22 protein-coding genes are annotated in these 25,665 nt (G+C 64.2%); 15 read left to right on the forward strand and 7 right to left on the reverse strand.

Going from position 1 to position 25,665, the window contains the following annotated elements; translation table 11 throughout:
• The first annotated feature begins 179 nt into the window (after window positions 1-179).
• From PMI01_RS26140 to PMI01_RS18465, 3 genes are all read left to right on the forward strand, one after another.
• Window positions 180-1,388: an aromatic ring-hydroxylating oxygenase subunit alpha gene (locus PMI01_RS26140; protein ID WP_007672377.1), complete on the forward strand. Its 1,209-nt coding sequence runs from the start codon at window positions 180-182 to the stop codon at window positions 1,386-1,388.
• Between the two features lie 135 nt (window positions 1,389-1,523).
• Entirely contained in the window at window positions 1,524-2,681 is a 1,158-nt protein-coding gene (locus PMI01_RS18460; protein WP_007672379.1) for an enolase C-terminal domain-like protein, read from the forward strand.
• 19 nt (window positions 2,682-2,700) lie between these two features.
• The gene (locus tag PMI01_RS18465) at window positions 2,701-3,615 is read left to right on the forward strand and encodes a ketopantoate reductase family protein (RefSeq protein ID WP_007672381.1); all 915 of its coding nucleotides are present in this window, start codon (window positions 2,701-2,703) and stop codon (window positions 3,613-3,615) included.
• A gap of 55 nt (window positions 3,616-3,670) precedes the next feature.
• Here PMI01_RS18465 and PMI01_RS26145 read toward each other — a convergent pair whose 3' ends face one another.
• Window positions 3,671-4,270 (reverse strand): TetR family transcriptional regulator, encoded by a 600-nt coding sequence (locus PMI01_RS26145; protein WP_007672383.1) that lies wholly within the window; start codon window positions 4,268-4,270, stop codon window positions 3,671-3,673.
• A 67-nt stretch (window positions 4,271-4,337) separates the two neighbouring features.
• Entirely contained in the window at window positions 4,338-5,804 is a 1,467-nt protein-coding gene (locus PMI01_RS18475; protein ID WP_007672384.1) for an amidase, read from the reverse strand.
• Between the two features lie 544 nt (window positions 5,805-6,348).
• Between PMI01_RS18475 and PMI01_RS18480 the strand changes: the two genes are divergently transcribed.
• The 3 genes from PMI01_RS18480 to PMI01_RS18490 all read left to right on the forward strand — a co-directional run bounded on the left by PMI01_RS18480 (window position 6,349) and on the right by PMI01_RS18490 (window position 9,976).
• Window positions 6,349-7,554 (forward strand): MFS transporter, encoded by a 1,206-nt coding sequence (locus PMI01_RS18480; protein WP_007672389.1) that lies wholly within the window; start codon window positions 6,349-6,351, stop codon window positions 7,552-7,554.
• 135 nt (window positions 7,555-7,689) lie between these two features.
• Entirely contained in the window at window positions 7,690-8,262 is a 573-nt protein-coding gene (locus PMI01_RS18485) for a hypothetical protein (RefSeq protein ID WP_007672391.1), read from the forward strand.
• 340 nt (window positions 8,263-8,602) lie between these two features.
• A complete protein-coding gene (locus PMI01_RS18490) occupies window positions 8,603-9,976 on the forward strand; it encodes an anthranilate synthase component I family protein (RefSeq protein WP_007672393.1) in 1,374 nt (457 codons plus the stop codon).
• Here PMI01_RS18490 and PMI01_RS18495 read toward each other — a convergent pair.
• The 4 genes from PMI01_RS18495 to PMI01_RS26150 form a co-directional block, all read right to left on the reverse strand.
• Window positions 9,941-10,282, reverse strand: a complete 342-nt coding sequence (locus tag PMI01_RS18495; protein WP_007672395.1) for a DUF6572 domain-containing protein — start codon at window positions 10,280-10,282, stop codon at window positions 9,941-9,943. The genes PMI01_RS18490 and PMI01_RS18495 overlap by 36 nt on opposite strands.
• A 4-nt stretch (window positions 10,283-10,286) precedes the next feature.
• Window positions 10,287-11,129 (reverse strand): fumarylacetoacetate hydrolase family protein, encoded by an 843-nt coding sequence (locus PMI01_RS18500; RefSeq protein WP_007672396.1) that lies wholly within the window; start codon window positions 11,127-11,129, stop codon window positions 10,287-10,289.
• Window positions 11,130-11,399: 270 nt separating this feature from the next.
• Window positions 11,400-12,002 carry a cupin domain-containing protein gene (locus PMI01_RS18505; protein ID WP_007672397.1) on the reverse strand — a complete coding sequence of 201 codons (603 nt, stop codon included), beginning with the start codon at window positions 12,000-12,002 and terminating at the stop codon, window positions 11,400-11,402.
• Window positions 12,003-12,081: 79 nt separating this feature from the next.
• Window positions 12,082-12,873: a TetR/AcrR family transcriptional regulator gene (locus PMI01_RS26150; protein WP_157223815.1), complete on the reverse strand. Its 792-nt coding sequence runs from the start codon at window positions 12,871-12,873 to the stop codon at window positions 12,082-12,084.
• A 111-nt stretch (window positions 12,874-12,984) separates the two neighbouring features.
• Here PMI01_RS26150 and PMI01_RS18515 point away from each other — a divergent pair, with 111 nt between their 5' ends.
• The 9 genes from PMI01_RS18515 to PMI01_RS18555 all read left to right on the forward strand — a co-directional run bounded on the left by PMI01_RS18515 (window position 12,985) and on the right by PMI01_RS18555 (window position 23,008).
• The gene (locus PMI01_RS18515) at window positions 12,985-15,249 is read left to right on the forward strand and encodes a TonB-dependent receptor (protein WP_007672399.1); all 2,265 of its coding nucleotides are present in this window, start codon (window positions 12,985-12,987) and stop codon (window positions 15,247-15,249) included.
• An 11-nt stretch (window positions 15,250-15,260) separates the two neighbouring features.
• On the forward strand, window positions 15,261-16,724 hold the full coding sequence (locus tag PMI01_RS18520; protein ID WP_007672400.1) for an amidohydrolase family protein: 1,464 nt from the start codon (window positions 15,261-15,263) through the stop codon (window positions 16,722-16,724).
• A gap of 169 nt (window positions 16,725-16,893) precedes the next feature.
• On the forward strand, window positions 16,894-18,522 hold the full coding sequence (locus tag PMI01_RS18525) for a long-chain-fatty-acid--CoA ligase (RefSeq protein WP_007672401.1): 1,629 nt from the start codon (window positions 16,894-16,896) through the stop codon (window positions 18,520-18,522).
• 59 nt (window positions 18,523-18,581) lie between these two features.
• On the forward strand, window positions 18,582-18,932 hold the full coding sequence (locus PMI01_RS18530; RefSeq protein WP_238537084.1) for a hypothetical protein: 351 nt from the start codon (window positions 18,582-18,584) through the stop codon (window positions 18,930-18,932).
• A gap of 178 nt (window positions 18,933-19,110) precedes the next feature.
• A complete protein-coding gene (locus PMI01_RS18535) occupies window positions 19,111-19,707 on the forward strand; it encodes a hypothetical protein (protein ID WP_007672403.1) in 597 nt (198 codons plus the stop codon).
• A 43-nt stretch (window positions 19,708-19,750) separates the two neighbouring features.
• Window positions 19,751-20,644 carry a nucleotidyl transferase AbiEii/AbiGii toxin family protein gene (locus PMI01_RS18540; protein ID WP_238537085.1) on the forward strand — a complete coding sequence of 298 codons (894 nt, stop codon included), beginning with the start codon at window positions 19,751-19,753 and terminating at the stop codon, window positions 20,642-20,644.
• A 127-nt stretch (window positions 20,645-20,771) separates the two neighbouring features.
• Window positions 20,772-21,233, forward strand: a complete 462-nt coding sequence (locus PMI01_RS27210) for a hypothetical protein (protein ID WP_157223817.1) — start codon at window positions 20,772-20,774, stop codon at window positions 21,231-21,233.
• A 444-nt stretch (window positions 21,234-21,677) separates the two neighbouring features.
• A complete protein-coding gene (locus PMI01_RS27215) occupies window positions 21,678-22,415 on the forward strand; it encodes an antitoxin Xre/MbcA/ParS-like domain-containing protein (protein ID WP_007672412.1) in 738 nt (245 codons plus the stop codon).
• A complete protein-coding gene (locus PMI01_RS18555; protein ID WP_007672414.1) occupies window positions 22,412-23,008 on the forward strand; it encodes an RES family NAD+ phosphorylase in 597 nt (198 codons plus the stop codon). The genes PMI01_RS27215 and PMI01_RS18555 overlap by 4 nt, the downstream gene beginning before the upstream one ends.
• Here the strand turns inward: PMI01_RS18555 and PMI01_RS18560 are convergent.
• Window positions 23,005-25,377 (reverse strand): GTPase domain-containing protein, encoded by a 2,373-nt coding sequence (locus PMI01_RS18560; RefSeq protein ID WP_035037083.1) that lies wholly within the window; start codon window positions 25,375-25,377, stop codon window positions 23,005-23,007. The two genes, PMI01_RS18555 and PMI01_RS18560, sit on opposite strands and share 4 nt — an antisense overlap.
• Window positions 25,378-25,665: the final 288 nt, after the last annotated feature.

A 25,665-nucleotide genomic window follows, 5' to 3' on the forward strand; every position in this document is an offset into this window, starting at 1 on the left:
CCGCAAAGAAGCTCAAATCTCGCGCCGCCGCGACATACCCCTCGCTTGGGACCACCGTCGCCGTGGCGTCTGGCCGCGTCGCTGGACGATCGGCCAAGCCGAACGACGGGTAACAACGCAAGGGTAGTGCCCGGCCCGGCCCGGCGACCTAGCCTGGGTCGTCAATGTTGGGAGCGGCCATGAAATATTCCGGCGACATCAGCGAGCAGGAAATCCTGGCGTCTCACCTGACCGCGGTCGAGGTCGAGAACGTCACCAAACCGCTCGAGCAGGCGTCCGTCATGCCGCTCAAGGTCTACAGCAACCGGGCCTATCACGAGCGCGAGGTCGAGAAGGTCTTGCGGCCCAGCTGGCATGCCCTGGCGCGGGTGCACGAGGTGGCCGAACCGGGCGCCTTCGTCACGTCCGCGATCTTCGGCGAGCCGGTGCTGATCATCCGCGGCAAGGACGGGGTGCTGCGCGCCCTGTCGAACGTCTGCCGCCACCGCGGCACCCAGTTGATGACCGACTGCGGCGTGGCCAAGGCGCTGGTCTGCCCCTACCACTCCTGGACCTACAACATCGACGGTGGGCTGCGCGGCGCGCCGCAGATGAACAAGATCGAAGGGTTCGATCCCAAGACGGTGCGCCTGCCGGAGTTCAAGCTGGAGGTGTGGAACGGCTTCGTCTTCGTCAATCTCGATCCCCAGGCCGAACCGCTGGCCGGGCAGATCTCCGCGCTGACCGAGAAGCTCGCCGTCTACAAGCTCGACGACTGGGTGTCGGTGCCGTGGAAGGAATTCGAGTTCGACTGGAACTGGAAGATTTCCCTGGAGAACTTCTCCGAGGCCTATCACCACATCGGCGTCCACAAAAATAGCATCGGCAAGGTCTCGCTGGCCGAGAACGCGCTCTACGAAGACACCAACAACAACTACTCGCTGTTCTTCGTCCATATCGGCGGCCACGACGACGAGTATCTGCCGGAGGCGGGCCACCCGTTCCCCAACATCCCCAACCTGCCGCCGTTCTTCCACGAATATTCGCCGGTCGTAAACATCTATCCCACCTTCCACATGGTGATGGGCCCCAACTTCATGCTCTGGCTGCGCATCGAGGTCGAGGCGGTGGACCGGCATCGCCTGATCTGGCGCTGGATGGTCGCCCCCGAAAGCGCGCAGCTGCCCGATTTCGAGGAACGGCTGAAGGAACTGGACGCGATGATGGCGCCGATCGTCGCCGAAGATGTCGGCTTCATGCCCCGCGTGAAGGCCGTGGTGCGCTCGCAGGTGTTCGAGCCGGGACGCTACTGCGACCAGGAGCGCGCGCTGCACCAGATGCACCAGTGGCTGCTGGCCAAGATGGGCGCGGCCGCCGACGCCCTCCTGCCCAAAACTCAGACGGCCTAGCTGTCTGACCGTCGTCGGCCGGCCGCCACAGGGCCGGTCGGCGGCGTCTGCTTTCCAAACCGTCTCGCCGTGCGCGGGGGTGCGCCCGATGCGGTCTGCGCGCCGGTCGCGTCGTCATAGCCAGGAAACGTCGCTTTGAAGATCGTCGATATTCGCCAAATCAGCGTCCCGCTCGAGGGGGCCGTCTCCAACGCCGTGGTCAGCTTCGCCGAACACGACGTCTCGCTGGTCGCGGTCATCACCGACGTCATCCGGGCCGGAAAGCCCGTCGTCGGCTACGGCTTCAACTCGATCGGGCGCTTCGCCCAGAGCGGCATCCTGCGCGATCGACTGATCCCGCGACTGCTGAGCGCCGATCCCGCGTCGCTGTTGGGGGCGCAAGGCTTTGACTGCGAGGCCGTCGCCAGGACCGCGTTGCGCAACGAGAAGCCCGGCGGCCATGGCGACCGCGCCGCCGCCCTCGGCGCTCTGGAACTGGCCTTCTGGGACCTCAACGCCAAGCTGGCGGACGAACCGGCCTACGCCACCATCGGCCGGGCCTTCGGGCGCACCCCCTCGGACAAGGCGGCGGTCTACGCCGCCGGCGGCTACTACTACCCCGAGGACGGCCTGGATCGATTGAAGGCCGAACTGGAAGGCTACATCGCCGCCGGCTTCGACGCCTTCAAGATCAAGATCGGCGGGGCGAGCCTAGCCGACGACATGAAGCGGATTCAAGCGGCGCTGCAGGCCTGCGGGACCGGGGCCCGCCTGGCCGTCGACGCCAATGGCCGCTTCGATTTCGACACCGCCATGGCCTATGGCCGCGAGATCGAACCGCTGGGCCTTCGCTGGTACGAGGAGATCGGCGATCCGCTGGACTATGCGCTGAACGCCAAGATCAGCGCCAACTATGCCGGGGCGATCGCCACGGGCGAGAACCTGTTCTCCACCGCGGACGTGCGCAACCTGCTCAATTTCGCCGGGATGCGTCCAGGCAAGGACATCTTCCAGATGGACGCGGGCCTCAGCTACGGCCTGACCGAGTTTGGCCGCATCATCGCGTTGATGGAGGCGCACGGCTTCGATCGCGCCGCGTCCTATCCGCACGGCGGGCACCTGATTAATCTGCACATCGTCACGGGCATGAACCTGGGCGGCTGCGAGGCCTATCCCACGGTCTTCCAGCCCTTTGGCGGCTACTCGCCGCAATGCGAGATCGGCGGCGGGTTCATCCGCCCGGCCGACCATCCGGGCTTTGGCCTGGAAGCCAAGCCCAACCTCAAGCCGCATCTCGACAAGATCAGCGCCTAGCAGAAGAGGGCCTAAAGCCATGAAGATTTGCGTGGTCGGATGCGGCGCGATGGGCTCGATCTATGCGGGCCTGCTCGCCGATGCGGGACATCAGGTGCTGGCGCTCCATACCGGCCAGGCTCATGTCGACGCGATCAACGGCGTCGGCCTGCGCGTCGAAGGCGCCTCGGGCGACCGGACCGTCCAGTTGGAGGCGGTCACGCAGGCCCCCGATCGGGTCATGGACCTGGTCATCGTGGCGGTGAAGGCCGCCCAGGTCGAGGCCGCGGGGCGAGCCCTGGGTAAGTTGATCGGTCCCGACACCATGGTCCTGACCATCCAGAACGGCGTCGGCAGCGCCGACGTCCTGGCCCGGTTCGTCGATCCCGATCGCCTGTGCATCGGCATCGCCGCGGCCTTCGGCGCCATCATGCGCGGGCCAGGCCATGTCTTCCACAACGGCATGAGCCTGATCCGCATCGGGCCCTATGCCGACGCGCCGATGAGCAAGGTGGAAGCCGTCGCCGAGGTTTGGCGTCAGGCCGGGTTCAAGACCGAGGCCAGTGCGGACGTCCTGGCCATGCAGTGGGAAAAACTGATCTGCAACGTCGCCTATAGCGCGCCCTGCGCCCTGACGGGCATGACCGTCGGCGAGGTCCTCGACGACCCGGAGATCGGGCCGATCAGCCGCGCGGCGGCCATCGAGGCCTGGACCGTGGCCCGCGCCCTGGGGATCGCGATCAAGGTCGACGACCCCATCGCCCACGTCCGGGCCTTCGCGGCCGGCATGCCCAACGCCCGGCCATCCTTGCTGCAGGATCTCGAAAACCGCCGCCACGGCGAAATCGACGTCATCAACGGCGCGATTCCCGCCGCCGCCGCCAGGGCCGGCCTGGCCGCCCCGATCAATCAGACCCTGACCGCCCTGGTGCGGCAGCGCGAACGCGGCTTCTAGGCCATGGAGGCCAGCGACGGCGAGAATCCGCCGCCGCGCTCGCCCCATGGTCCCGTCAGGCCCTGACGGGGCCGGCCGCCAGCGCCAGCTCGAAGCCGATCAGGGTCCGGATATGGGCGAGAATGTCGTCCGATCCGATCCGCAGGTCCGGCGCGACGGCGAACGAGGTCACGCCCACCGAGAAGGACATCAGCCGCCAGGCCGCCTTTGTCGCGGCGTCGTGGTCGAGCTTGCCGCCCGCCTCCAGGATCAGCAATTGCCGGACCCGGTCCAGCCAGATCTCGGTCAGGGACGAGTAGAGCTGGCCAAACTCCTCATCCCGCGCCGCTTCCTCGACCGCCGACATCCAAAGGCGCCGGGTCGACAGCTCGGTGTCGAGAGCCGGCATGAGCAGGTAGGTGATCAGCCGCTCCTCGGGCGGCAATTCCTGGGCCGAAGCGTCCAGGCGGGCGACCTCGTGCTCGGCGAAGCGGCGAAACGCCTCGCGCTTGAGATCGGACGCCGAGGCGAACAGATGGTGGATGTTGCCCGAAGCGATCCCGAGTTCCTGGCTGACGCGACGGACCGACGCGGACGCGAACCCGTCCTCTCCGGCGATGCGTACAACCGCGTCGAGGATTTCGATGCGCCGTTCGTTCCGCGACAGATAGGCCATGGTCAGGTTCCCGTTGGCTCGGAGGCCGATGGAGTTGCGATACCGCGTTCGACTCGACGCGGCGACTCTAGTCGTGATCGCGACCAAAGCGGCGAACATGGATCGGCGGAACGCGATCCGCCCACGGATTGGCCGATTCAAGTTGCGAGGCCAATCGCAGAAGCATCGCCTCCTGGCCCAGTCCCGCGACGAAGTGACTGCCGATCGGCAAGCCGGACTTGCCGTGGACGAGCGGAACCGACATCGCCGGCACGCCCGCCATGTTCACCGAGGCGGTGAACGGGCAGAACTTCATCATCTCGATGTACCAGTCGTAGAAGGTGTCGGCCTTGATCGCCGTCAACGCCCCCAGATCCGACGGCTCCCTGGAGCCGGTCGGGGTGAGCATGACGTCGTAGCGCGAGAAATAGTCGCCATAGGCCCGCGAAATCATGTTCAGGCTGGCCAGGGCGCCCTGCAGGTCCGCCGCCGTCATGGCCTCGGCGGCGTGGAAGGCGGCCAGATTGTGCGGCTCGATGGTGTCGGGCGAGGGAGCCAGGCCCACCAGGGTGCTCAGATCCAGCACGCCCCGCCGGATGCCGCTGGCCCAGATCACGTAGTTGGCCTGGAGCAGCGCTTCGTGGTCGAACTCCAGCTTGGCCTCTTCGACCTGATGCCCCAGGGATTCGCACAGTCTGGCCGCCTCGAGCGTGGCCTCCACGACCGTCGCCTGCAGGGGCGTGGGCGGAAAGTTCGTATGGAGATTCAGGCCGATCCGCAGCTTCCCCGCCGGGCGCATGGTCTCGGCCAGATAGGAGCCGGAAAGACGGGGCGTGTAGCACCAGGGCCCGGCGTCGGGCCCTGCGGTGGCGTCCAGCATGGCCGCCGAATCGCGCACGGTGCGCGACACGATGTGTTCGGCCGCGTAGCCGTTGACCGGCAGGCCGGCGTCGGGGCCGACCGGGTTGAGGTTGCGGCTTGGCTTGAGGCCGAAGAGCCCGCAGCAGGCGGCGGGCCAACGGATCGAGCCGCCCGCGTCGTTGGCGTGGGCGATCGGCGTCATGCCCGAGGCGACGGCGGCGGCCGCGCCGCCCGACGAGCCGCCGGGCGACTTGCTCAGATCCCACGGATTGAGCGTCGGACCGTAGAGCAGCGGCTCGGTCGTGCAGGAGGTGCCAAGCTCGGGAATGTTGGTGCGTCCCAGGATCGTCACGCCGGAGCCTCGAAACCGGTTGACCAGTTCGGAGGCGAAGGGCGGCGCGTTCAGGCCTTTGGTCAGCCGGCTGCCCAGCTCATGCTTGACGTCGGCGTCATGCGAACCGATGTCCTTGAGCAGGAACGGCACGCCAAAGAAAGGGCGATTTTCCAGGTCCGGTCCGTCGTCCAGCTTGGCCACGGCATAGTCATAGACTTCGATCACGGCGTTGAGCGTGGAGTTCATGGCGGTGATGGCGTTGAGGCCGCAGCGCGCGACTTCGCGACGACTGATTTGGCGTCTCTTGACCAGGTCGGCCAGGCCCAAGCCATCGAAACTGGCGTATTCATGCAGTTGCATTGGATTTCCCCTGTCCCGAGGTCCGCGCCCCGGGACCCTGTCCGGCTAAGGACGCGGCCTATCGATCAAATTCGGCGCCGTGATCGGCGAGGTGCGGGGCGCCGACGGGACTTGCGCTGGCGCCCGCGCCGCCGCCAAGCCAGAGGGCTTTCAGGTACGGCATGGTGACTCCCTTTGTCGCATGGCCGACGCGAACCACCGGGGATCGATCGACACGAAACTGATCATCGACGCTAGCAAGTCTCGTGGCCGCCGCCTGATACCCTCTGCTGGTGACCGGATCCGCCAGGCGCCCGCGCGCCGCGATCGGCGCTCATCCCATGCAAAGGGTATGGCGGCTTGCCGCGGCGGCGGCATGATCAAGCCAAGCGTCTGGCGCGACGCCGCGACCTCCGCCCCATGGCCCTCGACGGCCAAGCGGCGCAGTTTCGGCGGGACCTATTTGCGATCTGAGCTGACGACGGCGGACACGGACTAAGACAAGCCTTTAAACCTTCAGGCCCACGGCCCGCGTCACCAGACGGGCGATTCAAAGGGGACGATCTTGGCGTTTAACTACCGGCGAACCGAATATGTCGCCCTGGCCGTCGGGGCCGCCTCGGGATCTCTCGTTTTTGGGGCCTTGCCGCTGACGGTCGGCGCCGCGACGACTGTGTTCGGCGGCGCCGGCGCCGGCGGCACCGCCGCGGCGGCCGAACTGCTGGCCATGGGCCTGGCGTCGATGATCGTCAGCGCCAAGCTTGCCGCCTTGCCGGGCCGGGTCACCGCCATGATCGGCGGCTTGCTGTTGCTGCTGGGTCAATTGCTGAGCTGGTTCGCGATCGTTCACGCCAACTGGCCGCTCTTTCTGGCCGCCCGGCTGATCGCCGGAGCCGGGGAGGGGGGCCTCTACACGGTGTCGAACGCGTTCGCCGCCAAGGCGCCCCGTCCCGACCGGGCCTTCACGATGATCGCCTTTGGTCAGACGATCTTCAACGCCCTGTTCTTCACCGGCATGGCCATCCTCAACGCCGCCTACGATCCGGTCCGGGTCCTGGTGTTCTTCAGCGTCTTCGCCGGCGTCGCCTGTCTCACGCTGATCGGGGCCCCAAACTACCTGATCTCCGCCGACCAGGGGCTGGACTTCGATGTCGAGAAGAAGGCGTTCACGCCGCTGGTGCGGCGGGTGCTGATCGGGTTTGGGGTCTACAGCGTGGCGCTGTTCTTGCTGTTTCCCTATGCCGAGAGCGTGGGCCTGGCCAATGGCCTGAGCCATGCCCAGATCGCCGCGGTGTTCGGCTTCAGCGCGCTTTTCGCCTTGCTGGGCCCGGCGATCACCGCCTCGCTTGGCGTACGGTTTGGTCGTCTCGCGCCGATCCTGGTGGCCATCGCCTTCCAGATCGCCGCCATCGTCGCCGTCGTCTATTCGCGCCACATCATCATCTGGGGCGGCGGCGAGCTGACCTCGATCATGATGCTCTATCTGCTGACGCCGTTGATGTTCAGCCTGATCTCCGAACTGGAGCCCAGCGGTCGGGCCGCCGCGGTGGCCACCGCGGTCATGGCGATCACCGCCGCCATCGGTCCGGCCATCGGCGGGGCGATCATGTCGGCGACCGGCAGCTACGCGGCCTTGGGCTGGGTCAACGTTCTGGCCTACGTCCTGATGGCCGCCCTGGTGTGGAAGCCGTTGCTCGTGGCCGGCCGCAACCTCAAGGCCAAGATCACGCCGCTCGCGGATTCGGTCCAACACGCGCCGGCTGGCGAGTAGGGGGTCGGCGCGCGAGAGGCGGCGGCATCCGCTCTCTCGCGCCCATGCCGAGCGCTTGACGCCCCAGCCGCGACGCCAAGGGCGCCGCGACGGATCCTGGCATAGTCTTCGTGCTTCGAATCGCCGAGATTGAAAATGCTCGCCAACGATCCCTTCGCGCCCCTGCTGGCGGTTCTGGCCTCGGCGCTGCCCTACGCGCCCGTTGTCGGTTTGGCGGGCGCCGCGGTGACGGCGGGTTGGTTTGGACCGGCGCGGGTCACGAGTGGTCGCGGTTGGGCCGCGCGAATTTTCACGACCTTCGGTCTGCTATGGCTGGGCGGCGCAGTTGTGTACGCCGGCGCAATCGTCGTGCTGTTGTGGGCGGGCGTCTCGCCCGCCGTGTTCGCGTTCGCCCTGACGCCCCAGGCCGGGTTGGCGACGGTCGCGCTCGGCCTGGCTCTTGTCGCGATCAAGGGCCGCTGGCTGTTTGTCTACGGGGTGATCGAGGTGATCTGCGCCTTGACCGTCCTGTTCGCCAAGGCCGTTCATCCGGAAGACGATGTGATGCTTCGCTTCGCCAGTCTGGTGGTGGCGATGTATTTCCTGGTGCGCGGCGTCGAGAACATGACCCTTGGTGCGCCCGAGGCTTGGCGTTCGAGGCTGAGGCCGTGGTTTCGGCTCTTCGCGCCCAAGCTCGATCCCGAGCGGCCGCGCGCGCCTCCCCGGTAAGCAGTGGGCGGTCCCTTGGACAGGGTATGGGAACCCAAGGCGGCCGCGCCTAGCCATAGGCGGGCCACAAGATCCTGATGAGGTTCCCGTGCAGATCACCGGCAGCGTCCTGACGCCGCACGCCATCCGCCGCCCCCAGCCGAGGCGCGAGCCCTGGTGCATGTGTGCAATGAGGCTTTCGACCCTGCTGGCGGCGGCGTGGACACAGTATCGCCCGCCGGGCTGGCGACCGGAAAGCAGCCGACACCAGCCTCAAGATCTGTCCGGTCGGAGGCGCCTGATGGTCTCGCCCGCCCCGCGCTTGCCGGGAGTCTAGACCCTGCGCCCGCGACATTCGACCATGCGGCATACCGCGATCCTGCAGGCGCCATGGCGCGAGCCGGTCGACGCGCTTTCGCCCTGGCGGGACGAGGCGTTCGCCTGCTTGCTGATCTCGGGCGGCGGGCGCTGGTCCTACCTGCTGCGCAAGCCTGACGCGGTCTTGACCGTGCCCCCGGACGATCAACGCGACCCGTTCGTCCTGCTGGCCGACTTGATCGGACCCCGGCGCGACATCGACCCGGCGGGACCGCCGTTCCAAGGCGGGGTGGTGGGCCTGGCCAGCTACGAACTGGGCGATCGGGTCGAGCGGCTCGGCCTGGCGCGATCCGACTGGCCTGATCTGGTGTGCGCTCGCTACCCCGCCCTGCTGGCGTTCGATCATGTCGGCCGCTGGGTCGTCGCCGTCGGTCGGGGCGAGAACCAGCGCGCCGCGCAGCAGCGCGCCGCTGGCGCGTTGACGTGGCTGAAGACGCCTGCTCGCGAGCGGTTCGATGACCGGCTGTGCACGGATTTGGTCGCTGACCGGCCCGAGCGCTACGAGGCCGCGGTCGGCGCCGTGGTGGCGCGGATCGAGGCTGGCGAACTGTTCCAGGCCAATATCGCGCGTAGCTGGACGGGACGGCTGGTGAGCGGCGCCGCGCCCTTTGATCTTCTCGCCCGGCTGGCCACGAGCCCCGCGCCGTTCGCCGCCTATCTGCGGCTCGGCGATCGCGCCCTGGTTTCCAACTCTCCTGAACGGTTCGTCCAGGTGGCCAGCGACGGCGCGATCAACACCCGGCCCATCAAGGGAACCCGTCCGCGAGGCGCCGACGCGGCGCAGGATCAGGGCCTGGCCGCCGAACTGCTGTCCAGCGACAAGGACCGCGCCGAAAATCTGATGATCGTCGACCTGATGCGCAACGACCTGGCCCGCGTCAGTCCGGCGGGCAGCGTGCGCGTTCCGGAACTCTTCCGCGTCGAGACCTACTCGAACGTCCATCATCTGGTGTCGACCGTCACCGCGACGCTCCGCCCAGGGCTGACCGCCGCGGATCTGCTGAAGGCCAGCTTCCCGCCAGGATCGATTACGGGCGCGCCCAAGGTGCAGGCAATGAGTGTGATCGCCAACTTGGAAACGCCGCGAGGGCCTTATTGCGGATCCCTGTTCTGGGCCGGGGTCGACGGGGCGTTCGAGTCCAGCGTCCTGATCCGCACCGTCGCGTTCACGCGGGACGACAAGGGTTGGCGATGGGAAGCCCGGGCCGGAGCCGGGATCGTCGCTCAGAGCGCGCCGCGCGCGGAACGATTGGAGACCGAGGCCAAGATCGGCACCCTGTTGAACGCCCTTACAGGGACGGGCCGTCCGTCCAACCACGCCTCACTGCTGGCGTCGATAGCGAATGTCGACCCCTAGCTGGATCAGCGTCAGGCTCGCCGCGTGCTCGATAAGACGCTGGCCGGCGTCGTCGAGAGCATGGCGCGTCACCACGTCGATGCGACGCGACCGTCCCGCGGCGTCAGGATAGTTCGCCTCCAGGTCCACGATAAAGGCGATACAAGCGTCGAGCTTGTTCTCCAAGGTCCTCAGGCTGCGGTCGGCGTCTTCCCAGCGGCCGGGGTCGAGGATCGTCAGAACGACCATGTCGCTGACGGGCTCCAGGTCCACCGCATCGATGAGATCGCCGAGATCTAGACCGTCGCCGGACGGGCAGGCGCTCATCGGATCAACACTCCGAGGCGATGGTGTTGGCCAGCAGGCCAACACCGGTGATCTCCACTTCGACCAAGTCGCCCGAACGCAGCCACACAGGCGGCTGGCGCTTGGCGCCGACCCCGAGGGGCGTGCCCGTGAGGATGAGATCGCCGGGCGACAGGGCGCTGAAGGTCGACAGATAGGCGATGATGGCGGGGAGGGGGAAGATCAGCTCGCTCAGGCCCCCTTGCTGCATCGTGGCGCCGTTGAGCCGAGTGGTGATCGTGGCGGTCGCGATGTCGGCGATCTCGTCAGGCGTAACCAGCCAGGGTCCAAGGCCGCAGGTGGCGGGGAAGTTCTTTCCAGGCGTGAACTGCGGCGTATGGGATTGCCAGTCCCGGACCGAGGCGTCGTTGGCGCAGGTAAAGCCGGCGATATGGTCCATGGCCTCGGCCGGCGCTATGGCGCGCCCGCCCTTTCCCACCACGACCGCCAGTTCGCCTTCATAGTCCAGGCGCGTTGAGACCTTCGGGAGGAGGATCGAACCGCCGTGGCCCACCAGGGTGTCGGCAAAGCGCGTGAAGATCGACGGATATTCAGGGGCCGGCGCGGCGACGGGTTCGCCAGGCGCGCGATAATTGGCGCCCACGCAGAAGATCTTTCCGGGATTGACGACCACGGGCGTCAATTCGACGTCGTTCAGGGCGATGTGTGTTTCGGCCGCCGCGTGCAACGGGGCGATCAGACCCAGCCGCAAGGCGCCGACGAGATCTGGCGCAGGATTGCCGGCGACGGCGCCGAAATCGGCCACCCGGTCGCCGACGACAGCCCCATAGCTGGCGACGCCGCGGTAGCGGAAGCTGATCAGTTTCATCGGCGTTTCATTTGGCTTGTGGAGGGCGGTGACGCTGAGTGCGCCAGAAAATCTGGGACGGCGCGCGGGCGCGCCGACACCCCGCGTTTAGTCGCCTGCCGGCGCTTTCCCATACCCTGCGCAAGGGACGGCGCGCCGTCACGGCCGACATCCTTCGGTGACGACGTCCTTGGCGAGCCCCGGGAAAGCTGCTTGTCAGACGCGCGCATCGCCGGAACACCTCAAACGCGGCGACGCCAAGAACCCCAACGCCCGTGTCGGGCGCGGTCTTCAAGCCGTGGCGTTAGCGGATGGCTGAGTCGGACGAAACCAGTTTGCAAGTTGACCGTCGAACGCGCCATCTACCAGAATGAAGGCCATGCGGCAGACCTTGTCCGAGCGATTGTCCCAGGCATGGTTCGTGCCGCGCTGGACGACGATGTCGCCGGCCGTGAGACGGGTTTCGTCCGCGTCGAGGACAAGGTGGATTTCGCCTTCGAGCACGATGCCGTAGTCGATGGACTCCGTGCGGTGCATGCCCGGATGGGGGGAGTCGGATCTCCAGGTCGAAGCGGTCGCGTCGCCGTATTTGGCGAAGCTCTGCTGAAGATCGGCCTGATCGCCGCCTCGGTTCTTGCCGGGGCCGCCGGGATGGAAATCGACCAACCGGATGATCGAACCGTTGTGTCGCGGAGAGATTTTGACCGGGCGGGCGGTCGGCTCGGCCTCGGTCGCAGCGACGGGAGCCGGCGAGGCGTTGGTGTTCCAAATCTCGAAGAAGGCGGTCTTGGACGCCTCGTCGGAAAGATGAACCGGCGGCGCACCATCCGAAACGATGACGGCCCTGCCGTCCTGATTGTGGCCGGTGACGACGCGACGAGCGGTTCTGTCCATGTGCTTCCCTGTCCCTTTTTTTAGCGGGCGACTTCGCACCACGCATTTCGAAGGTCGCTTCGAAGACCGGGCCGGCCTCCTATTCGACTGGCTGCGTCCTGTCGGTGATCCGCTTACGGTGCTCGGGCGGCGCGAAGCCCAGCAGGATGATGACCAGGCTGTTTGCGACTACAGCCCGGAACTGGTTGTCGGTCAGCCCCTCGGCGACCCAAAGGGCGAGGGCGCCCCGGAACGAGACGACCGCCTGCTGCGGCAGAAGCACCCTCCACAAGGACTCCCGATCGGCGAGAAAGGGCGCGCCATCTTGCAGCGCCAAGCGCCAGAGGAACTCGTTGTTTCGGCGCAATCCGACGTGCGATTGCGCCTCGGTCGCGGTGAGCAGCGAGCCCGCGACGAACTTCGACAGCCTCGGATTCTGCAGCAGGTAATCGACGCCGGCCTCCGCCATGAAAAAGAACCGATCGATGGCGTCGCCCGCGGGCCCGCGGGCCATGTAGAGCGCCTCGATACGCGCGTTGTATCTGTCGATCAACGCGCGCAGCACACCACTCTTGGACCCGAAATGGGCGAACGGGGTCGTGACCGCCATGCCCGCTTCCAGCGCGAGCTCGCGCATCGAAAAGGCGTCCTGGCCGTCCCGATCCAACAGGCGCTCGGCCGCATCCAAAATCGCGCCGCGAGTGAACTCGCGCTTCCGGTCGCCGTGACGCACCACACCCGTCGAATCTTCACTCATCTCGCTGCCGTCCCGTTGGTCACGCGGTCCCGCCCCGGACGGTCGCGCGCCGCCGATCAGACTGACCGCCTCCTCAATCACCGACGCGCCCTCCGAATTCAATCCTGAAAAACATATCTCGTTATGATTTGACAATCATGATATGTCAAGACAATCCTGTCATGCAGCGCGGAATGGACCCAATCGAGTCCCGTCGAGCGCAGCGATCAGCCCGGACGAAGATCCGGGGCGATGGGAGGATTCCGGATGAACAGAACGCGATTGCTCGCGAGCGCGGGGGCCATGGCCGTTACGGCCTGCATGGCGGGCGCGGCGCTGGCGCAAGACAAGCCTGAAAGAGCCGCAGCGACGAGCCTTGAGGAGATCGTGGTCACGGCCCAGAAGCGCACCGAGTCCGTGCAGAATGTGCCGCTGGCAGTCACCGCGATGAGCGGACATGACCTAGTCAAGGCCGGCGCCACGAACATCGAGGCGCTGCAGACCATGGTCCCCAACCTCAACCTGGGTCAGCAACTGGGCGTGGCGCGGATCGCCCTGCGAGGCGTCGGCCTGGACAACCTCAGTACCGGCGCGGAAGGCAGCATCGCCTTTCATGTGAACGGCGTCTTTGTTTCCCGCTCGGCGTCGGCGCTTTCGAGCTTCTACGACCTGGACCGCGCAGAGGTGCTGCGCGGACCGCAAGGCACGCTCTATGGCCGTAACGCCACCGGCGGTTCGATCAATCTGATCACGCGCCGGCCTGACTCCGATTTTTCGGGTTACCTCAACGCCACGGCCGGAAACTATCATCGCACGGCCGTGGAGGGCGCGATCAACATCCCGCTGGGCGAGAAGCTCGCCGCACGGATTGCAATTCAAACCAATGACCGCGACGGTTACGGACGCAACATCGTTACTGGAAACGATATCGATGACGCCAGGGCGCGGTCCGTGCGGGCCTCATTCCTCTACAAGCCTGGCGAGAACACCGAGTTGCTGGTGGTCGGCGACTATCATCGCGAGAACGACCACGCCAATGGCTACCACTATCTCGGGGGCGCCGGGTTCACCGCGGCGGGCCAGCCGATCACCCCCTACGGCTTGGCGTTCGGCGGGGTCGTCGCGCCAAGCCGCCGCGACATCGCCAACGAGGCCGATCCAGTCAATCGGCGTGAAATTTGGGGCGTCTCGGCGGACCTGAAGCACATGGTCGACCAATGGACGTTCCGCTCGATCAGCGCCTATCACTACACCAACTACGCCACCGCCGCGGACTTGGACTCGACCAGTTTTCAACTCGCGCCGATCCTGCAATCCGAACGCGCCTGGCAGACCAGCCAGGAATTCCAAGCGCTCTATGACACCGACCGCACCCACGCGATCCTGGGCGCCTACTATTTCCACGAGAGCATCAAGGGCGGAATCGCCGACCCCACCAACGATATCATTTTCGGCGGGCCAGGCGTCTTGCGGCAGGGCTACTTCGCGGGGGGATCGCTCAAGACCAAGGCCGCGGCCTTGTTCGGCCAGGTCGCGTACAAGGCGACGGATCGGCTCAGCTTGACCATGGGCGGCCGCTACAGTTGGGAACGCAAGTCGATCGTGGATCTGCTCCAGTTCGATCTGACGCGACCCTATGTCCTGGGCGCGCCGGTGATCCCGCAAGCGGTTTGCGCCGAGGACCTTCCCTCCGTGCCGGGCTGCAAACCCCAGGAGAGCTGGAGTTCGTTCACGCCGCGCGCATCGCTCGACTTCCGTCTCGATCCGAATACGTTGCTCTACGCGTCGGTGTCTCGAGGCTTCAAGAGCGGCACCTATAACCTCGGCGGTGTTCAACCCGCGATCGCGCCCGAAACCGTTACGGCCTACGAAAGCGGCGTCAAAGCCGAGATGTTCGATCGTCGGCTCCGCGCCAACGTCGCGGCCTTCTATTACGACTACAAGAATCTGCAGGTCGGCAAGGTGGTCGGCGCGACGCTCCTCTTGGAGAACGCCGCGACCGCGAAGATCTACGGCCTCGAGCTGGAAATGCGCGCCCGTCCCGCGCCCCCGCTCGAGATCGGCCTGACGGGATCCTACCTCCACGCCCGGTTCGACAACTATGTCAGCGTCGATCCGTCCCGGCCCGCCGGCGACGGCGTCACCTTCGACCACGGCGCTCCGGCCTTCGATAATGCGGGCAACACCTTGCCGCAGGCGCCCAACTGGACGCTGAGCCTCTACGGCGAGTACTCGGCTGACCTCTCGGTCGGCGTCCTGACGTTCCGGGGCGACTCCAGCTGGACCGACAAGGTCTATTACACAGCCTTCAACCGATCGGACGTCGCTCAGAAACAGCGCGCGAAGTTGAACGCGTCCGTCAATTTCACGACGAGTGACAAGACCATCACGGTGACCGCCTTCGTGCGGAACATCATGGACAAGACCTACGTCTCAAACGCCTTCGTCAGCTCCGCCCTCGTCGGCTTTCCGATCAACGGCTTCCTCGAAGAACCCAGAACCTACGGCGTGACGCTCGGCTACAGTTTCTGAGGAACATGACGATGTCCGACTCCCACAGGCTCCTCATCCGCGGCGGCGCGATCCTCTCCATGGATCGCCTCGTCGGAGACTTCCCAACTGGTGATCTGCTGATCGAAGAAGGGAAGATCGTCGCGATCGCGCCCCGGCTGGATGTCGACGACGCCGAGGTCGTCGACGCCGCCGGCATGATCGTGATGCCGGGTTTTGTCGATACCCACCGCCACGTCTGGCAGACCCAGTTGCGCGGCGTGGCGATGGACTGGAGCCTGTTCGACTACACCGTTCAGATGCGCACGATGTATAGCGTCTGCTACGATCCGGAAGACGCCTATGTCGGCAACTACATGGGCGCGATCGAGGCCCTGAACGCTGGCGTTACGACCTTTATCGACCACTCGCACCTCCAGCTCTCCGAAGACCACACCGACGGTCTTGCGCAGGGCTTGCTGGACGCGGGCATACGGGGCGTCTTCGGCTATGGGGTCTACCGCAATCCGGTCTACCGTCCGGGCGACCAGGATATCGACGTCGATGCGCTGAAGGCGGAACTCTTTGGTCCGCTGTCCAGCTTTCACCGCGCGAACGCCGAACGTGCCCGCGACAAGTACTTCCCTTCGAACGACGGGCTGCTGCGGTTCGGGATCGCCACGAGCGAGTTCAGCGCCTTTTCGGACATGGCGCCGGTGCTTGAGGAGATGGCGTGGTGCCGGACCCTGCAGCCGGCGCGGATCAGTGCTCATATCGGGGTCGGCGTCGAGAACGAGTTGCACATCATAGAAGGCTTGGCCAAGGCCGGGCTGCTTGGGGAGGATCTCCTTCTGGTTCACGGCGCGCACCTCACGGACGAGGAAATCCGCCTGGTCAGCGAGCACGGCGCATCCATCTCGACCACCCCCGAAACCGAGCTGCAGATGGGGATGGGCTATCCCGTCGCCGAACGGTTCGAGGCCGCGGGCGGCCATCCGAGCCTGGGCGTCGATATCTGCTCCAACGTGTCCGGCGACATGTTCGCGCAGATGCGCCTCATGCTGCAAACCCAGCGGTTCCGGGACTATGAGCGTGCAGGGCATCTCCCTACCAGATTGGACTACCCGACCCGGAAGATCCTGGAAATGGGGACCCTTGGCGGGGCCCGCGCGCTCGGCCTCGAGAGCCTTGTGGGGAGCCTGACCCCTGGCAAGCAGGCGGACATCATCATGATCCGCACCGATACCGTGCCCATGGTCGCGGTTAACGATCCTGTGGCGGCTGTTGTCTTCTACGCCCAGTCTTCGGACATCCACAATGTCCTGGTGGCTGGCCGCTTCGTAAAGCGTGACGGCCGTTTGGTCGGCGTGGATTGGCCGAGCCTCAGGGCCCGCACGGAGCGCTCTCGCGACAATATTTTCCGTCGGTTGGCCCAGATTCCGATCGAGCAGGTCCAGGCGGCGTGGGCGGGTTTCTACCGCCTCGAGAACGACGCCGAGGCCGCGATGCTTCCCTGAGGTTCGAAGGGCGGTGAAGGACTCCCGCCCCTCAGACCCTGCCACGCCGGGGCGCCCATTCCTCCCCGGCGTTCCGGCGGGGCAGGCCGTCCCGATCCCGCTGTCACCGTTGGTTGGACCGGCGGCTGGCGGGCTCGATCACTGAAACTGAACTATGGAGAGCAGTCGCATGCACGGCTTGATGCAAGCGTGGCCCCTCACGCTCGACAAGATCCTGGACCACGCCAAGACTTGGCACGGCGGCGTCGAGATCGTCAGCCGTTCGGTTGAAGGGCCTATCGTCCGCACCACCTATTCCGAGGTCCATGAACGCGCCAAGCGTGTCTCCAACGCCTTGCTCGAGCTTGGCGTGGAGGCGGGCGACAGGGTGGCGACACTGGCTTGGAACTCCGCGCGACACCTTGAGACTTGGTACGGGATCATGGGGATCGGCGCGGTCTGTCACACCCTCAATCCCCGGCTGTTTCCCGAACAGCTCTGCTACATCGTCAACCACGCCGAAGACCGGATCATCTTCACCGATCTGACCTTCCTGCCAATGCTGCTTGAGCATCGCGACAAGATGCCCACCGTCGAGCGCTTCATCGTCCTGACCGATGAGGGCCATGTCGGCGACACCCTCCCCGGCGCGTTGGCCTATGAGACCTTGATCGAGAATGCCTCGTCCGACATTCCCTGGGGCGGGTTCGACGAGAACACGGCCGCAGGGCTTTGCTACACCTCGGGCACGACGGGCAATCCCAAGGGCGTGCTCTATTCCCACCGCTCCAACTTCATCCAAACCCTGATCACTCTGGGGGCGGACGTCCTGAGTCTGCGCGCCACCGACGTGGTGCTGCCGATCGTCCCGATGTTCCACGCCAACGCGTGGGGGCTGGCCTTTTCGGCCCCGGCGGTTGGCGCCAAACTGGTCATGCCCGGACCCAAGCTGGACGGCGCATCCGTCCATGAGCTGATCGAGACCGAGGGGGTCACCTTCTCGGCCGCGGTGCCTACCGTATGGCAGATGTTGCTCAACCACCTGCGGCGAACAAACGGCAAGCTCACGCGCCTTCAGCGGGTGGTGATTGGCGGCGCCGCCGTGCCTGAAGCCATCGTAAGAGCCTTCCGTGACGACTACGGGGTCGAGGTCACTCATTCCTGGGGCATGACCGAGACCTCGCCGCTTGGCACGCTCGCCACGCCCAATCCGGCCATCGCCGCCATGAGCCCGGATGACAGGCTGCGCTATCAGCTCAAGCAAGGGCGAGCCCCAATCGGGATCGAACTGGCCCTGGTCGATGACGATGAAAACGATCTGCCTCACGATGGCGCCACCTTCGGTCGGCTGAAAATCAGAGGCCCCTGCATCGCCGGTGAGTACTACAGAGGCGAGGGCGGACGCGTCCTCGATGCGCGGGGGTTTTTCGATACCGGCGACGTGGCCACCCTCGACGAGCACGGGTTCATGCAGATCACGGATCGGGCCAAGGACGTCATCAAGTCGGGCGGGGAATGGATTTCCTCCATCGAGATCGAGAACATCGCCGCGGGGCATCCCAAGTCCGAACTGGCGGCAGTGATCGGGGTGGCTCACCCCAAATGGGACGAGCGGCCTGTCCTCCTGGTGAAGCTGAAAGACGGCGAGACGGCCACCCGCGATGAGTTCCTCCAGTTCCTGGACGGCAAGATCGCAAAGTGGTGGACCCCCGACGATGTGGTTTTTGTCGACGACATCCCGCTTGGCGCCACGGGGAAGATCGACAAGAAGCTGCTCCGGGAGCGGATTATCCGCTCGCCGCAGTCGAGTTCGCCCTGATCCTGCCCAGCCTGCTTCTGCTCTATGTCGGCACGGTGGAAGTCGGCCAGGGCCTGACCGTGGCCCGGAAACTGAGCAACGTCGCTGTCGTCACCGCCGACCTGATGGGCCAGAGCGAGAGCCTTTCCGCCGACGACATGAGCGACATCTTCGCCGGCGCCAAGGCGAGCCTGGCGCTCTATGATACGCACGGCCTCAAGATCCCGGCCTGCGTCGTTGCGACGACCGGCGCGACCCAGAAGGTCAAGTGGTGTGCGGCGGCGAACGACACCGCCCCGGGGGAGGGCGCGACGCCGCCGGTCTCTATTCCTTCCGCTCTGGTCGAGAGCGGCGTGGAGGTGGTGGTGGTTCGAACGCGCTATCACCTGGACACGCCCTTCTCGTCGGCGACGCCATCGACTAAGGAATGAGGCCTTTCGCGACCGCCCGCACCGGACCCGGACATCATCGCCATGGCCGGTAGGCTTCGTCATGCCACCCTCTAATAGGCTGTTATAAATTATGTTTTCTGGACATGAATGATGAAGTGTGCATGAATTTTCAATGAGTTTCGTTGTAAATGGTCGTAAGGCAACCTAGGTTCAGACCATGGACGCGCTCGGCAAACTCAAAAAGCGGCTACGCCCCGGAAGTGTGTATCGGCGCGCCGACCTGGCTAAGTGGTCCGCGGCCGTCGATCGCCACATCAAGGAACTGGTCGGGGAGGGGGCCCTGCGCAAAGCCGCCAGCGGCCTCTACTATGTGCCTCGACAGACCGCGTTCGGACCGGCGCCGGCCGAGGACCACAAGCTCGTGGCCGGCTTCCTGAAGGACGATCGGTTTCTGATGACATCGCCCAACGTCTACAACGGCCTGGGCGTGGGCACGACGCAGCTCCACAACAAGACCGTCGTTTACAATCGTAAGCGCCATGGGAAGTTCACCCTAGCCGGCCGGCCGTTCGAGTTTCGGGTCAAGCCGGATTTCCCAACCAAGGTCAGTCAGGAATTCCTGCTGATCGACCTAGTGAACAACTTAGCGACGCTCGGGGAGGATCAGAACCAGGTGCTGTCGAGGGTAAGCCAGAAGGCCTCGAACCTGGACGCCAAGCGCCTGGCGCGCGCGGCCAAGGACTACGGGTCGGTCAGGACGCGCAAGTTTTTCGAAAAGGCGCTGGCCGAACCACTGGCCCAACATGCCCGCTGAGTTGCTCCACCGTCGAGCCGACTTTCCCGACCTGTTGCGTATCGTGGCCAGTAACCGCGGCGTGGACGTGACCCTGGTCGAGAAGGACTACTGGATCATGCATTGCCTGTGGGGCTTGCAGCAGCAGGACCTACGCTTTGAGCTGAAGGGCGGGACATCGCTGTCCAAGGGCTTTGGCGTGATCCACCGCTTTTCGGAAGACATCGACCTGCGGATCGAGCCGCCCGAGGATGCAAAGGTGTTCACGGGCAAGAACCACACGAAGGAGGCCCACGTCGAAAGCCGCAAGGCGTTCTACGATCGGCTCGCCGAGACCATCATCATCGATGGCCTGATCGCAGTCGAGCGCGACCACGAGTTCGACAACGAGCGCTATTTCAGCGGCGGCGTCCGGCTGCTCTACCCCACGGTCGGCGCACCGATCGCCGGGATCAAGACCGGTATCCTCCTAGAGGTTGGGTTCGACGACGTCACACCGAACGCACCCAGGACCATCAGCTCGTGGGCCTACGACTTCGCCGTAGGCCAGGGCGTGGAGGTGATCGACAATCGCGCCAAGGACGTCGCCTGCTACTCGCCCGGACACACCCTGGTCGAGAAGCTGCAGGCCATTTCAACCAAGTACCGGCGGCGCCAGGAAACTGGGGATTTCCCGCCCAATTTCATGCGTCACTACTACGACGTCCACAGCTTGTTGCAACTCGACGAGGTCCAGGCCTTCGTTGGGACCAAGGCTTATGTCGCCCACAAGGCCAAGCGCTTTCCCAGGGCCGATGAGCCGGACCTGAGGGTCAACCCCGCCTTCGTCCTGCCCGACGAAGCCGTTCGCGACGAATTGAAGGCCGCCTACGCCCGCTCCAGCGCCCTCTATTACCAAGGTCAGCCGCCGTTCGAGGAAATTCTAGCCACCATCACTCAATGGGCGCCGCGGCTGTGAGGCAGCGCGCGCCTAGGGCGCGTGGCTCGGGAAGGCTGGGGATGGGCCTTGGCGGACAGCCATTTCGAAATTCGACGACTCGGGTCCATCCTCATGGGCGGTGATATCCGGCTGAGGGGTGCGACCGATGGCGAGCGACATTCCCGTGGCCGACTGGCCAGTGAAGTCAGTGAAGCTTCATCCTCGGCTTGAGGCCTTCCTCCAGGAAAAGAGCCGAGCATCGGGCCGATCTCTGGAGGCTGAAATTGTCCGACTGGTTGGCGAAGCGATGGAGGCCGCCGATGTTCCATCGGCGCCTGTTAATGCGCGTTTCACCTGCACCGAAGCGCTGATGGCCCAGAAGGCGGAGTGCCAGGACTGCCATGACGGAATACGGCACAACGCCAAGGTCTGGGCTGAAAGACATGTTCAGCAGACCGGCCACAATGTGCACGTCTCGCTGCATTTCGACATGCGCGGCGAGGATTGGATGGAGCGCCTGCCGCCTGAACGCCGTGCGGAGATCGAGGACCTGATTCAAAATCCCGACAAGGCGAAAGCACTGGTGGGACAACTGCTCAGAAAAGCCAAGGGCGATAAGGTCAACTAAGTTGATCAATTTCCGATAACAATAGTTAGACGCAACAAATTTCGAGCCTGACCGGTAGCGATTTTTCGCTGACTCCAAACCCTGCGAGTCGTGTTTGCGACTCCTTTCCCAACGCCTAGCGGATCAGCCTGAGCGATTAACCCAGCCGCCTGTGGTGCGGACGGCAAGGCCTGGACGCTGCGGCATTACATGGACCGCCTGCAGGGCCTGACCGACAAGACAGGGCCGGTGCGGGCTGAAGGCAGAATGGCGACCTTCGGCCGCCGCGACGGACCGTCCAACTCTCTTCATCTTGCTCCTTCACGCTCAAGCCATCCCTGGGAACCCAGAACGACAAACGCGCGGGAACGATTTTCAGGTGTTGCCGTTTAACCACAGTTCGATATGGACATTTAGTACATTCTGTACGATATGGACATTGCGCGGGTGAAGAAGGAACGATCCATGACGGCTAATGGCGACCAACGGCTCGGGGGAGCTCATCCTGCCCTTGCCGGCCCGACGGTGAGCGCCATGATCCAAATCCTTGGCCAGGAGAACCCGCAGTCCGATCGCAAGGTCGTTGAGACTGCCGGCAAGGCCGCCGCCGCGGTGTCGGACATCACGGTGCGTCTGTCCCCAAGCATTCAACGGCTGCTGGCACGCAATCACGGCTTTCAACGCCGCGTGGAAGCAGCACTCATCGCAGCGCTTGAGCGGCTAGCCGAGACCGCTCAGGAAGAAGCGCCGCCAGAGACCATGGAGGGCGAGGGCTTGGGCGAATTGTTGTCGACCAAGCATGGACGCAAGCGCCTGCGAGCCTATGCGGAACCTGTGGCGATCGAGGACTGGGCCGGCCCCGTGGCGGGCCCGAGCGCTCTGAAGAGCCAGTTGGGCATCGCTCGCTCGACCCTGCATGCCTGGCAACAACAAGGCGCAGTCATCGGCCTGCTGACCGGCGTGCGCAAGCACGTCTTTCCACTGGAACAGTTCATCGACGCGCGCCCCATTCCAGGCCTCGCCGACATCCTGGCGATCATTGGAGATGGCCGCACGGCCTGGCTTTGGCTGATCACGCCTCATCCGGGACTCGCGACCACGCCGGCCAAGGCGAGCAAGCCGCCTCGACCGATCGAGAACCTGAAAACGGGCGACCGAGCGCGCGTGGCGGGCTTGGCGCGGGAGGACTATGGCCAGCCGTGAAGATCGACCCGGATATCGTTCGACAGCATTCCAAGCGCTCGCACCTCAAGTCCCACCTGAGGGTGACGCCGTTAGCGCACGCCGCGACGCCGCTGGGAATGGGCTTTGGCAAGACGCGCCTGGCCTGTCCGGACGACACGTTCAAGGTGCTCTACATAGCGCCCCAGCTCGTAACGGGGGTCGCCGAGACCATTATTCGCGATCGGTTTGTCGAGAAGGCCCAACGTCGCCTGACGGAGGAAGACATCGAAACCTGGGGGGCCACCGAGGTCGAAAGTCGCGAGGCTCTCAATATCCTGGATCTTCGCAAACTGGCGCCCCATCATCTGGGGCTGCGCACGGACGCCCTGTTGGCCAAAAATCAGGCTGCGGGGCGCCGCGTAAGCCGCGCCATCTATGAGCAGGCGCCCCGAGTCGACGCCATTCTCTACACGTCGCGCCTCACCAAGATGAACTGCGTTTGCGTGTATGATCGGGCGGCGACAAAGCTTCACGCCGGGCCAGTGCACCCCCTGATCAATCTCAGAGCCCTCACCCCCGCTCTGGAGCTCCTGAAGATCCAGGTTCTTCGCGCCCCTATCGCCAGGCCCTAGCTGATGAGCCCCCGCCGTCTCCACTCGTCCATGGTTCGGTTGATCATCAAGACAGCTCGGCGCCCCACCGCGCCCTGCCGAACCAGGATGTGATCCAATCGCCGACGGCGACTGAACATCCGCGTAATGCTGACCCGGACATTCTTGTTTGTTTCGTCCCACAGACGCAGACCGCCTGGCACCTCCGTGCCGCCCGCCTTGTTACCCTCCACAAACCGCAAATAGGTCAGCCAGATGAAGGCGTTGCGGATTGAAGCGGCTGTCCAGCGTTCGACACTGCTTTCGCGCTTGAAATCCACGAGACCTTCGACGAGCGGCCGAGGGAACAACGTCGTATGGAAGACATGCTCAATGTAGCTGAGACTGCGGCAGAACCCGTCCACCACCGCCTGTCCAAGGTTGGTTACGCCATAGCCTCGCTCACCGTCGCCGGCGACGTGAACGACGATCATCTCCGAGCGCAACAAGACGTTCAAAGCGATACGAAGCTCATTGGGCCTATAGCCCGTCAAAGCCTTCATCTTCCTTCGAATGGCCTCTTCCGAGGGGAAGAGATCATCAGCGCCTCCCCCCTTGCCGAGTTCCTCTTGCATATCGAGGCGCCATTGGGTGATAGACTGAATAATTCTTACCTTCTCGAGGAAGCAATGCAGATCAGACTCATTTCTATGCTGAATTGTCGTATAGTTGAAAATGTTATCTAGTATACCCGTGAACTGCGGGTTGTCCCTGTATCGACCCTCTTCGCTACCCGAACGCGACGATCCAGAGCGTGGAATAATCGCCGTTTCAAACCACGGCAGATAAGAAAATAACAACAGCTCCACCAAGCGATAGCGTCGCTGCCGAACAACAAGACCGCCCTGGTCGGTCTGAAGCGCTCTCAAAAATTTCTCAGGCGTATCGACTTCATTCCAATCACTTCGCGCGCCGAATTCATCGACGAACATAAGAAATATTTTATGGATGAACTCCATGGCCGTGCGGATATTATTTCCAAAAATTCTATAGGCGGCGCGATGCCCGCCCTTGATCTTCCCCGCATGACTGATCGTCGCCATGATCAGGGCGATGCCGCGCGTAAAATCCCGGATCAACGCGGCTTGCTCCCGATCGATCTCCGCCTGGGACAGGCGATGTCGTTGGGCGCGCGCCCAGGCGTCCGACGCGCGCAGGACCGCATTGTGAATGGCGACCTCCGGATCGATGGGCTCGACCAGAGCCACCATCGTTTCCGCCAGCTTGATCTGTCGGTCATCGAGATAATGCTGGAACGTGTTGCCACGCATGACGAACATTGGCGCCGAAGCGACGCTAATTCGCCTTCCGGAAATCATGAAATTTGTCAGACTGGATTTACGCTCCAGAATCCGACGCAGAATAATATGCTGATCGCCCTCGAAGAAAAAATCTTCGATCGAGATCGCGTCGAGACCATCCATGATCAAGCAAAACTTGGCGATGTCCTCACCCGCCAGTTTGCGACCACGATGGTAATTAAGCCGTGACAGTAGACTAGCCCGCACCTCATGGGGGATGAGAGCGAGCGCCGCGGTGTCGATTTTGCGCGCGCCGAGGCTGTCTCGCAGAATCTCAAGCCACTGACGTGCTTCCTCGGCAAGAACCACGGGGTCCCGGCCCACGCGATTGAGCGCGAGCACCGCGCTCAACATCAAATCCTCCATAGAGGCGTCGCTGAAAAGGCTGGACGATCTCAGGCGCGGATGATCACCGCCATCACGATCATATGAAAAGAACAAAATCGCATCACGAAGCATGATGTATGAAAAATATTCATCGAGCGACCCATCGATATCATCAATGTTAAGCCAGCTTTCCTTGAATTTTAGATATTCAAACCTACTGAATATAATATATTTATCGCGAATCTTAGAATGATGTATGTTCAGAAGATACTTTATAAGGGTCGACTTCCCTGCCCCTGGATCCCCGATCACAAAGGTTCGAGGATAGGAGCCCGTCCGGAGCCTCGGCAGCAGGCGGTCGAGGAACCAGGTCGAGGCAGAGTCAGCATCCCAATTGATGATGTCGTCATTGGGCGGCGGGGTACCGATGCGGTCGTAGGTCCCATCAGGGGCCATCGGCAGACGATCGGTCGCGAAGCGCATATGACGACGCCACTGGGCATCGGTCGTAATGCCGTACTTCAGCTTCCCGGTGCCTTCGAGAATGTAGTCGAAGAGCGGTTTGAGCGTAGCGCCAACATGCGGACTATTGGCGCGGTCCTTCAGATTTCGCTTCAGATAGGCAGGGCGCTTGAGGCTTGGTCGCGTGTATTCCAATCGCCCTCCGATGCGATCGAAGTTCAATTGCGGCAAGTTATCGAACAGCGCGAAGAGATCTTTCATGGGCCCAAACACCTTCCGGCGCGATCCCGTACGGCAAGGCGCACGCCGGCGCCGCCAAGGCTTGATGATCCATTTCCCCCCCGGGCTCGGCTCCCCTCCGCTGTCGCGGCACCGGTCCAATGAATACACCTTGGCAGCGGTATCCGCGCCGAGCAACGCCCCTGGGTTGATGAATTGTCAAATTTCCGACCGCCCAAGGACGATCTTCGTGGGCGCGCTTCTCCTGCGGAACGAAAAAGGGGCGCGGCGCAATGGCGACCGAGCGCCATGCGCGACCAAGGCTGTCAG

It is taken from the genome of Caulobacter sp. AP07 (genome assembly GCF_000281955.1).
Classification (GTDB): domain Bacteria; phylum Pseudomonadota; class Alphaproteobacteria; order Caulobacterales; family Caulobacteraceae; genus Caulobacter.